This is a genomic window from uncultured Pseudophaeobacter sp., assembly GCA_905479575.1.
Taxonomy (GTDB): Bacteria; Pseudomonadota; Alphaproteobacteria; order Rhodobacterales; family Rhodobacteraceae; genus Pseudophaeobacter.
Genome location: CAJQNB010000069.1, coordinates 107,356 through 118,222, shown reverse-complemented (window position 1 = coordinate 118,222; position 10,867 = coordinate 107,356). Strand labels below are relative to the sequence as shown.

Annotated in this window: 10 protein-coding genes; all 10 read right to left on the bottom strand. The window is 64.4% G+C overall.

Annotated elements, in window-relative coordinates; all coding sequences use genetic code 11:
• Positions 1–86: 86 nt before the first annotated feature.
• The 10 genes from QZ268_RS17240 to QZ268_RS17195 all read right to left on the bottom strand — a co-directional run bounded on the left by QZ268_RS17240 (position 87) and on the right by QZ268_RS17195 (position 10,785).
• The gene (locus QZ268_RS17240) at positions 87–866 is read right to left on the bottom strand and encodes a succinate dehydrogenase iron-sulfur subunit (RefSeq protein WP_295454988.1); all 780 of its coding nucleotides are present in this window, start codon (positions 864–866) and stop codon (positions 87–89) included.
• Between the two features lie 96 nt (positions 867–962).
• On the bottom strand, positions 963–2,768 hold the full coding sequence (sdhA, locus tag QZ268_RS17235) for a succinate dehydrogenase flavoprotein subunit (RefSeq protein ID WP_295454987.1): 1,806 nt from the start codon (positions 2,766–2,768) through the stop codon (positions 963–965).
• An 18-nt stretch (positions 2,769–2,786) separates the two neighbouring features.
• Complete coding sequence (gene sdhD / locus QZ268_RS17230) at positions 2,787–3,158, bottom strand: succinate dehydrogenase, hydrophobic membrane anchor protein (protein WP_085819097.1); 372 nt, start codon at positions 3,156–3,158, stop codon at positions 2,787–2,789.
• A 14-nt stretch (positions 3,159–3,172) separates the two neighbouring features.
• On the bottom strand, positions 3,173–3,556 hold the full coding sequence (gene sdhC / locus QZ268_RS17225) for a succinate dehydrogenase, cytochrome b556 subunit (protein ID WP_085819098.1): 384 nt from the start codon (positions 3,554–3,556) through the stop codon (positions 3,173–3,175).
• Between the two features lie 287 nt (positions 3,557–3,843).
• Entirely contained in the window at positions 3,844–7,044 is a 3,201-nt protein-coding gene (locus QZ268_RS17220) for an efflux RND transporter permease subunit (protein WP_295454985.1), read from the bottom strand.
• Positions 7,037–8,014: an efflux RND transporter periplasmic adaptor subunit gene (locus tag QZ268_RS17215; RefSeq protein WP_121143681.1), complete on the bottom strand. Its 978-nt coding sequence runs from the start codon at positions 8,012–8,014 to the stop codon at positions 7,037–7,039. The genes QZ268_RS17220 and QZ268_RS17215 overlap by 8 nt, the downstream gene beginning before the upstream one ends.
• Positions 8,015–8,127: 113 nt before the next feature.
• Positions 8,128–9,159, bottom strand: coding sequence for a MaoC family dehydratase (locus QZ268_RS17210; protein WP_085819101.1), 1,032 nt, complete (start codon positions 9,157–9,159; stop codon positions 8,128–8,130).
• A gap of 2 nt (positions 9,160–9,161) precedes the next feature.
• Positions 9,162–9,365, bottom strand: coding sequence for a DUF1737 domain-containing protein (locus tag QZ268_RS17205; protein ID WP_085819102.1), 204 nt, complete (start codon positions 9,363–9,365; stop codon positions 9,162–9,164).
• A gap of 4 nt (positions 9,366–9,369) precedes the next feature.
• Entirely contained in the window at positions 9,370–9,915 is a 546-nt protein-coding gene (locus QZ268_RS17200) for an NnrU family protein (RefSeq protein WP_085819103.1), read from the bottom strand.
• Positions 9,916–9,921: 6 nt separating this feature from the next.
• A complete protein-coding gene (locus QZ268_RS17195) occupies positions 9,922–10,785 on the bottom strand; it encodes a CoA ester lyase (protein WP_085819104.1) in 864 nt (287 codons plus the stop codon).
• Positions 10,786–10,867 lie beyond the last annotated feature (82 nt).

Sequence of the window (10,867 nt, the reverse complement as noted above, 5' to 3'; positions counted from 1 at the left end):
CGCCCCGATGGGCATCGCCGCCCCCGCCATCAGCGTCAGGAGCAGCGCGGACCAGATATCAGCCATGGTGCGGCACTATCCCGGCCTCACACGTGCCGTTCGACCATCATCTTCTTGATCTCGGCAATCGCCTTGGCGGGGTTCAGGCCCTTGGGGCAGGTCTTGGTGCAGTTCATGATCGTGTGGCACCGATAGAGCTTGAACGGATCTTCCAGATCGTCCAGCCGCTCGCCCGTGGCCTCGTCGCGGCTGTCGATGATCCAGCGATAGGCATGCAACAGAGCCGCCGGTCCAAGATACTTGTCGCCGTTCCACCAATAGCTGGGGCAGGCTGTCGAGCAGCTGGCGCACATCACGCATTCGTAAAGGCCGTCCAGCTTTTCGCGGTCCTCGATCGACTGCCGCCATTCCTTGGCGGGGCGGTTCGTCTTGGTCTCCAGCCACGGCATGATGCTGGCATGCTGAGCGTAGAAATGGGTCAGGTCCGGGATCAGGTCTTTGACCACCGGCATATGCGGCAGCGGATAGATCTTCACGTCACCCTTGATCTCGTCCATGCCATAGATACAGGCCAGCGTGTTGATCCCGTCGATATTCATCGCGCAGGAGCCGCAGATCCCCTCGCGACATGACCGCCGGAAGGTCAGCGTCGGGTCGATCTTGTTCTTGATGTAGATAAGCGCATCCAGAACCATCGGCCCGCAATCGTCCATGTCGACGAAGTAGGTGTCGACGCTGGGATTGTCGCCCTCGTCCGGGTTCCAGCGATAGATCTGGAACTTGCGCAGGTTGCTCGCGCCCTCCGGCTTGGGCCAGGTCTTGCCCCGGATCATGCGCGAATTCTTGGGGAGTCTGAGTTGAACCATTCTTCTCTCCTGTTCAGGCGGCGCGCGCCTTGCCGCAAGGCTGTCGCCTCGTGGCATCTTTCGTTCCCTGCGCCTTGATGCGCATGTGGCAAGCCATCAGAATGTCCGTTCCTTCGGCGCGATCTTCTTGAGGCTGATCCCGCCTTCCTTCTCGGTCGAAAGCGGCGCCTCGATCACCGGGCGGTATTCCAGGCTGGTCTTGTTGCCCTCCACCCGCGCGATCGTATGCACCCGCCATGCCTTGTCGTCGCGCTCGGGGAAGTCCTCGTGCGCATGGGCACCGCGGCTTTCCTGGCGCGCCTCGGCGCCGGTGATCGTCGCCAGCGCGTTCGGCATGAGGTTGGTCAGTTCCAGCGTCTCCATCAGGTCCGAGTTCCACACCAATGAGCGATCGGTGACCTTGAGATCATCCAGCTTGCCGGCGATCTCGCCCATCTTCTTGACGCCCTCGGCCAGGGTCTTGGATGTGCGGAACACGGCGGCGTCTTCCTGCATGGTCTTCTGCATCTCGAGCCGCAGGTCAGCAGTCGGCACCGCGCCATCGGCATGGCGCAGCCCGTCGAAGCGATCGAGCGCCTTGTCCACCTGGCCCGTGTTGGTCTCGGGGACCGCGCTTTCGGCGTCCACGACCTTGCCCGCGCGAATCGCGGCGGCGCGCCCGAACACCACGAGGTCGATCAGCGAGTTCGAACCAAGGCGGTTCGCCCCGTGAACACTGGCGCAGCCCGCCTCGCCCACGGCCATCAGGCCCGGCACGATGTTGTTGGGGTCTTTCGCGGTGGGGTTCAGAACCTCGCCCCAGTAGTTCGTCGGGATGCCGCCCATGTTGTAATGCACGGTCGGCAGCACCGGGATCGGCTCCTTGGTCACGTCGACGCCCGCGAAAATGCGTGCGCTTTCCGAGATACCCGGCAGGCGCAGTTGCAGCGCCTCCTTGGGCAGGTGGCTCAGGTTCAGGTGGATATGGTCGCCATGCGTGCCCACACCCCGGCCCTCGCGGATCTCCATCGTCATCGAGCGGCTGACATAGTCGCGCGGCGCAAGGTCCTTGTAGTTGGGCGCATAGCGCTCCATGAACCGCTCGCCTTCCGAGTTGGTCAGGTAACCGCCCTCACCGCGCGCGCCTTCGGTGATCAGGCAGCCCGAGCCGTAAATGCCGGTGGGGTGGAACTGCACGAACTCCATATCCTGAAGCGGCAGCCCCGCGCGCGCCACCATCCCGCCACCGTCGCCGGTGCAGGTATGTGCGCTTGTGGCACTGAAATAGGCGCGCCCGTAGCCGCCCGTGGCCAGCACGACCATCTTGGCGTTGAACACGTGGATCGTGCCGTCATCCAGCTTCCAGCAGACCACGCCGGTGCAGGCGCCGTCATCGCTCATGATCAGGTCGATGGCAAAATATTCGATATAGAACTCGGCCTTCTGCTTGAGGCTCTGTCCGTAAAGCGTGTGCAGGATCGCGTGGCCGGTCCGGTCCGCGGCGGCGCAGGTGCGCTGCACCGGCGGGCCTTCGCCGAACTCGGTCGTATGACCGCCAAAGGGACGCTGATAGATCTTGCCCTCTTCGGTGCGCGAGAACGGCACCCCGTAATGTTCGAGCTCATAGACCGCCTTGGGCGCCTCGCGGGCAAGGTATTCCATCGCGTCCGTGTCGCCCAGCCAGTCGCTGCCCTTCACGGTGTCATACATGTGCCACTGCCAGTGGTCCGGCCCCATGTTGCTGAGCGATGCGGCGATCCCGCCCTGTGCCGCAACCGTATGCGAACGCGTCGGGAACACCTTGGTCACACAGGCTGTGCGCAACCCCTGTTCGGCCATGCCCAGCGTGGCTCGCAGCCCCGCGCCGCCAGCCCCGACGACAACCACGTCGTAATCATGTGTCTCGTATTCGTAAGCAGCCATTGCTTGAAAACTCCGGGGTTAGAGAGCCAGTTTGACGACAGCGAACATGCCCGTGGCCATCAGGCCATAGGACAGCACGGTCACACCGATAATCAGGATCTTGCGGGTCATCCCGCGCGAGTAATCCTCGATCAGGGTCTGCGCGCCCCTGCGGAAATGCTGAAGCCCGACATAAAGCACCAGCAATGTCAGGATCGCCATCGCCGGATGCGCGAACACCGCGCTGACTTCGTCATGGGTGCCGCCGATGGTGCGACCCAGCACGAACAGGAACATCGGAACGATCAGCGCCAGGCCGACGGCGCTGACGGTCATGTACCAGTGATGCTCGGTTCCGCTACGGGCGGCGCCAAGGCCCTCGGCGCGCTTGCGTGCGGTCAGAAAACGCATGGCTGGCCTCCCTTTCAGATGATGATCAATGTGATGACGGTCAGAACGACCGAACCGATGACGCAGGCCCAGCCCAGAAGCTCGGCGGTGGGAATGTCCAGCCCCTTGCCGGCGTCATAGTAAAGATGCCGCAACCCGGCCAGGTAGTGATACCAGATCGCCCAGAGCGACAGCGTCAGCACAAGGTCGCCGAACCACGAGGTCACGACCCGGTCCGCCAGCGCGAAATATTCCGGCCCCGTCGCCGCGGCCAGCAGCCACCAGATGATCAGGCCGAAGCCGACGATCAGCGCATTGCCGGTCAGCCGCGTCAATATCGAGGTGATCGAGGTAAGTTGCGGGCGATAGACTTGCAGATGAGGTGAAAGCGGGCGGTCGCCCCGGTTCACGTCGGCCATGGTCGGTCCCTTCGTTTTCGTCTGCCTGCGCATGGCCCGCCCTTGCGGGCCGCGTCGGTTCACGGGTATCTTTTAGCGCCCCAGATGTTTTTGCACAGCCCCAATCACCGGAATCTTCCGGCATTTCGAGGCATAAACCCCCATTTGTGATCACATCATTTATCGCGTGATCACAAAACCTTGGCCAGCGGCCGCCTTTTGAGAGCGATCATCCCCGCAAGAGAGACTCAGCCCCCTCCTCCCGCAAGGTCGGTCAGCAACGTGCATCCGTGATCACAAAAGCCCTTTCAGGTCTTGAACACACGGTAGATCGCAGGAATCACCAGCACTGTCAGCAAGGTGGACGATATCAGGCCGAAGAACAATGACAGTGCCAGCCCCTGAAAGATCGGATCGGCCAGGATCACCGCCGCCCCGATCATCGCCGCCAGCGCCGTCAGCAGGATCGGCCTGAACCGGATCGCCCCGGCCTCGATCAGGATCTCCTGCATGGTCTTGCCCTCGGGGTCGGTGTGGCGGATGAAATCCACCAGCAGGATCGAGTTGCGCACGATGATCCCCGCCAGCGCGATGAACCCGATCATCGACGGCGCCGAAAAGGGCGCGCCCCACAGCCAGTGACCCACCATGATGCCGATAAAGGTCAGCGGCACCGGCGTCAGGATCACCAGCGGCACCCGGAACGACCCGAACTGTGCCACCACCAGGATATATATGCCAAGGATCGCCACCCCGAAGGCCGCGCCCATGTCGCGGAAAGTGACGAAAGTGACCTCCCATTCGCCATCCCACAAAAGCGTCACGCCGCTTTCGTCCTCGGGCTGGCCATTCATGGCGATGCGGGGTTTCTGGCCCTCGGGCCAGTCCATCGCGTCGATCTTGTCGGCCACGGCCAGCATCCCGTAAAGCGGCGCCTCGAAATCCCCGGCCAGTTCAGCCGTCACCATCTCGAGGTTGCGCCCGTTGCGCCGGAAGATCGGGTATGAGGCCTCTTCGTCCTGCACCTGCACCACGTCGCCCAGTTCCACCACGCCGCGCGCGCCGGGCAGCACATTGGCCGGGATCGGTGTGGACAGGAAGCGCTGGTCGACCACCCGGTCGCCCTTGGCCCGTGCCACCGTCAGGGGGATCGGGTCGCGCCCCTCGCCGCGATGCGAATAGCCCACGACGGTCTGACCGTTGAGAATTTCCAGCGTGTCGAACACATCGCCTTCCTGCACGCCGAAGAACTCCAGGTCGTCGCTGGAAATCGTTACCCGCTGGCGACGCGGCTGTTCGCCGAAACTGTCATCGACATCGACGATGAAAGGCACCTCCTCGAAGGCGCCGCGCAACTTGCTGGCCACCTCGCGGCGGGTTTCGGCATCGGGGCCATAGATCTCGGCCAGCAGCGTCGCCAGAACCGGCGGGCCGGGCGGCGGCTCGACAGTCTTCAAGACCGTGCCCTCGGGCAGGTCCAGCCCCGTCAGCCGTTGGCGCAGGTCCAGCGCGATGTCGTGGCTGGTGCGCTCACGCGCGCCCTTGGGCGCCAGCATGATCTGCACATCGCCCTGTTCGGGCATGGATCGCAGATAGTAGTGCCGCACGAGACCGTTGAAATTGAAGGGGGCAGCGGCACCGGCATGGGTCTGCGCCTCGATCACCTCGGGCAGGTCCATCGCCTTCTGCGCCACCTGCTGCATCACCGCGTCCGTCGCCTCGACCGATGCGCCCTCGGGCAGATCCACGACCACCGACAGTTCCGATTTGTTGTCGAAGGGCAGCAGCTTGACCGTCACGTCCTTGGTATAAAGCAGCCCGAGCGAACCGAAGGACACCAACACCGTCACCGCCAGGAACAGACCGCTGCGCGCCTTGGTCGCTAGGATCGGCACCGCCACCCGGCGGTAGATCCGGCCCAGACGGCCCTCGCCCTCTTCGTGGTGATCACTGCCACCCCGGCCCGCCACCTTCACCATCAGCCATGGCGTCACCATCACCGCCACGAAGAACGAGAAAATCATCGCCGCCGAGGCATTGGCCGGAATCGGGCTCATATACGGCCCCATGAGGCCGGACACGAACAGCATCGGCAAAAGCGCCGCGACCACGGTCAGCGTGGCGACGATGGTGGGGTTGCCCACCTCCGCCACCGCGTCGATCGCCGCCTGAATCCGGCTCTTGCCGCGATCCAGTTGCCAGTGCCGCGCGATATTCTCGATCACGACAATGGCGTCGTCGACCAATATGCCGATGGAAAAGATCAACGCGAACAGCGAGACGCGGTTGAGCGTGTATCCCATGATCCAGGCCGCGAACAGCGTCAGCAGGATCGTCATCGGGATGACCACCGCCACCACGATGCTTTCGCGCCAGCCGATCGACAGCCAGACCAGCGCGATGATCGACACCGTGGCCAGCGCCAGGTGGAACAGCAGCTCGTTGGCCTTCTCATTGGCGGTTTCGCCATAATCCCGCGTCACCGACAGCGCCACGCTTTCGGGGATCAGCTCGCCCTCCAGCATGTGAACCCGGTGCAGGATCTCTTCGGCCACCACCACGGCATTCGCGCCCGCCCGCTTGGCCAGCGCCAGCGTCACGGCAGGGGCGCGATGCAGGTCGCCCGCCGCGTCGCGGGTGACATTGGCGACGTAATGCTCGGACATATCGGGCACGAAGGCGATGTCGGCCACGTCCCCCACATAGACGGGCCGCCCGTCGCGCGTGGTCAGCAGCAGGCTCGCGATCTCCGCAGGGCCGGTCAGGGTCTCACCCGCGATCAGGTCGATCTGCGCGCCGCCATCTCGCACCTGCCCGGTGCGAAAGGCCCGGTTGGCACTTTGCACCTTGCCGGCAAGCTGTTGCAGGGTCACCCCATGCATCGCCAGCCTTTCGGGATCGGGCGCGATGCGGATCGCCTCCTGCGCCTCGCCTGTCAGATAGGTCAGGCCGACATCCTCGATCTTGGTCAGTTCACCGCGCAACGCCCGCGCGATGCGTGTGAGATCATAGGACGACACCTCGTGCCCCGGCTTGCCCGAAAGGGTCAGCGTCACGATGGCAACATCGTTGATCCCGCGCCCGACGATCAACGGCTCGGGGATCCCCACCGGAATGCGGTCGAGGTTTGCGCGCACCTTTTCATGCACCCGCAGAATCGCCGCATCCGCCGATGTCCCCGCCTCGAACCTCGCGGTCACCATCGCCCCGTCATCGCGTGTCTGGGAATAGACATGCTCGACATCGTCGATGGCCTGCACGATGTTCTCCATCGGCTCGCTCACCAGCTGCACCGCATCCTCGGCGGTCAGCCCCGAGGCGCTGATATGAATATCCACCAGCGGCACGGAAATCTGCGGCTCTTCCTCGCGCGGCAGGCTGACAAGCGCGATCAGCCCCACGGCCAGCGCAGCCAGGATCAGAAGCGGAGTCAGCGGCGAGGCGATAAACGCGCGTGTCAGCCCCCCGGCCAGCCCCAGGCCGCGGCCGCTTTCGCCCCGATCATTCATGTCCGGTCACCACCACGTCGCCGGGCCTGAGACCCGTCAGGATCTCGACCATCGCGGCCCCATCCACATCATGCACCGGCCCCGGCACGACGCTGCGCAGTACCGTGTCGCCCTCATGCGCGACGTTCAGGAAATCGAGGCCCGCGCGCGTGATCAGCGCATCTTTCGGCACCATCAGGGCCTGATGCTCACCGACCGGCAGGCGGACCAGCACCCGCGCATCCACGAAACGCGCGCTCAGCCCCTCGACCTCGACATCGGCGATCACGCGCCCGTTCTCGATCAGTGGATAGATCTTGGCCAGCCGCCCCTCGTGGGCACCTTCCGGCCCTTCGATCCGGATCGCGTCGCCCTCGACCAGCGCTGTTGCATGGCGCTCGGGCACGGCAAGGCGCAGGAACACGCCGCCACCGCCCAGCGTCGCGATCGTCTGGCCCGGCGTCACCACTGCGCCCGTCGTCACCGGCACATCCAGAACCACGCCGCCAAGCGGCGCATGGATCGCGCCCTCGGCCACCTGCTGTTCGATCACGTGCCGGTCGGCCTGCGCCGCCGCGATCTCGTTGGTGATCACATCGACCTGCGTGCGCAGCGAATCCAGCCGCTGCACCGTGGTCACGCCACGTTGCAGCAATTCCTCGCCGCGGGCCAGCTCGGCCTCGGCATTCTCAAGCCGCGATTGCGCCGCCTGTATCTGTGCGTCGATGGCGCGCAGCTGGAAATCCTGCTTGGCGTCCACCACCCGGCCCAATTGGTCGCCGCTTTCGACACGGTCGCCCTCGGCCACCAGCAATTCCTCGAGCGTCCCGCCCAGACGGGCGCGTGCCGGAACCCGGTCGCGGGTCTCGACCCGTCCGTAAACCGCCTTCCAGTCGGTGACGGTCACCGGTTCGATGACAAGGTCAGCTGCCACTCCCGGCGAGGCCAGGAGGAAGATCGACGCGATCACCCGCAAGGCGGGCCATTTCATGGGCATGGGTTTGCTCCGACAGCAAGGACAGTTGCGCGAACATAGTCATTCACATTCTAAAAACAATATGTGATTGACCGCGACCGCGCCGAATGTGCCCCGCGCCACCTGGCTCAAACGGGGATCAACGCCCAGTAATCCAGGTCCAGCATCACATGAGGCAGATATTTACCATCATCGCCCTTGCGTGTGAACGGCTCTCCGCCCTTGGTCGCGACCAGCCGCAACCGGATCGCGCCAACGCCGGGGGCCGGGGTTTCGGCCTTGTCCAGCACCTCGGACCAGGCCCGGATCGTATCTCCGCCATAGCAGGGATTCGCATGCGCACCGCCATTCAGCCCGACGATCATCTGCGCATTGGCCAAACCGTTGAAGCTGAGCGCGCGCGCCATCGAGATCACATGCCCGCCATAGATCAGGCGGCGGCCATCCTCACGCGCGGTCACGTCGAAATGCACCTTGGCCGTGTTCTGCCAAAGGCGCGTGGCCATCATGTGCTCCGCCTCCTCGACGGTCACGCCATCGACATGGTCGATCAGCTCGCCCACCTCGTAATCGCCCCAGCGATGCGGCTCGCCCGCCAGCGTGAAATCGTAATCCGAGAAATCCAGCCCCTCGGGCACCACAAGGTCACTCGCCTCCAGCGCGGGCTTGAGCTCGGGGATCAGTGTTTCGGGCGCGGGGGCGTCCATGTCATGCTTGCGCACCATGACCCAGCGGACGTAATCCATCACCACTTCGCCGCGCTGGTTCTCGCCGCGCGTGCGCACCCAGACCACGCCGGATTTCCCATTGGAATTCTGCTTGAGCCCGATCACCTCGGAGGTGGAGCGCAGCGTATCCCCAGGCCACACCGGCTTCAGCCAGCGCCCCTCGGCATAACCAAGATTGGCCAGCGCGTTCAGGGACACGTCCGGCACCGTCTTGCCGAAGACCACATGGAACGCCGCCAGATCGTCAAGCGGGCTTGCAGGCAGACCGCACCGGCGTGCGAACTCATCCGATGAATAAAGCGCATGACGCGCCGGATAGAGCGCGTGATAAAGCGCGCGCTCGCCCCCAGATACGGTGCGCGGCACCGCATGCTCGATCACGTCGCCAACGCGGTAATCCTCGAAGAAGCGGCCCGGATTGGTCTTGGCCATGCTTATTGTTCCCCCAGTTTCAGGTCGGGGCTGTATTCGCCCTCGACCTCTTTCACCACGGCCTGACCACAGCGCATCACCCCGTTGGCATCGTCATAGGCATAGGTCGGCCCGCCATGCAGCTCCCAGCCCCTGGCCAGCGCCGCGCTGACCTTGTGGCAGAACGCCGACGTGTCGTCAGCCGACAGGAATCGGTAGAGCTTCATCGCGTCACCCGAAGACCGGGTAACCGAGCCAGTAATGGATCGCCGCGATCACCGCGAAAACCACCACCGTCCCGCCGAGCGCCGCGATTTCCTTACGCTTTGGCGCAGGCGCGGGCGGGCTCCATTTGGGCTGGGCCTTGTTGATCACGATCATCTCGACGACCGCCCAGGCCAGCAGACCGCCGAACAGCACGAACGAGGGCACATCGCCATTGACCAGCAGATGCGCCAGCGCCCAAACCTTGACGCCCGTCAGCATGGGATGGCGCATCTTGCGCGCCAGCCCGGTCTGCATCCCCGATACGGCGAACAGGTAGACCGACAGCAGCATCAGAAGGTTGTTGATGCCCACCGTTGCCGGATGCCGCCCCCAGAAAAACGCCCCATCCGCCGCGCGATAGCCGATCACCATCAGCACCACGCCCGCCAGGATCACCAGCGCCGCCAGCCCCTTGCCGGCGTCGCCCATGCCTGCCCGCGCACCCGGCGCGAACCGCTTGAACATATGCCCCGCCGACCAGAGGATCAGCCCCAGAACAAGATAAGCCATGTCATTTTACTCCGTTGCCATTTCCCTGATCGCCTCGGCCTTGCCCAGCAGGCGCTTGGCGGCGACCACATGCAGGTTCTCGACGATCTGTCCGTCCACCACGGCCACACCCTGCCCCGAGGCCTTGCTTTCCTCATAGGCGGCGATCTGGCGCTCGGCGGTCTCGATTTCCGACTGCGTCGGCGCAAAGGCGGTGTTCGTCACCTCGATCTGCGCGGGATGGATCAATGTCTTGCCATCAAATCCCAGGTCGCGCCCCTGTTCGCATTCGGCCTTCAGCCCGTCGCCGTCGCGGAACCGGTTGTAGACCCCGTCGATCGCCACGACACCGCGCGCCGCGCGCGCGGCCATCACGATCATCTGCAAGGCGCTCATCAGCGGCAGGCGGTCGGCGCGATAACGGCAGCCAAGATCCTTGGTCAGGTCGTTGGTGCCGGTGACCAGCCCCGTGACCTGCGCATGGGCGGCGATCTCGCGGGCGTTGAACACGCTGGCGGGCGTTTCCATCATCACCCAGATCGGCACCTGCGGCCCCAGCATGTCGGCCAGGTTGTCCACGTCCGAAGGCGTGTTGACCTTGGGCAGCAGGATCGCATCCGCCCCCGCCTCGCCCAGCACGCGCACATCCTCAAGACCCCATTCGGTGGTCAGCGCATTGATCCGCACGATCCGCGACCGTTTGCCGTAACCGCCCTCGGCCAGCGCGCGCGCCAGCGTCTCGCGGGCCTCGGCCTTGGCCTCGGGCGCAACCGCGTCCTCCAGATCGAAGATGATCGCATCCGCGGGCAGCTCACGCGCCTTTTCCAGCGCCCGTTCCTTTGAACCGGGAATGTAAAGAACCGAGCGGTAGGGTCGCGTCGCGGTATCCATCTGAAGCCTGTCTCCCGAGTCACTGCCGAAATAAACTTGCGCCGGAATGCCACTTTTCGCGCGAAAAATTCAAGTGCTTTGT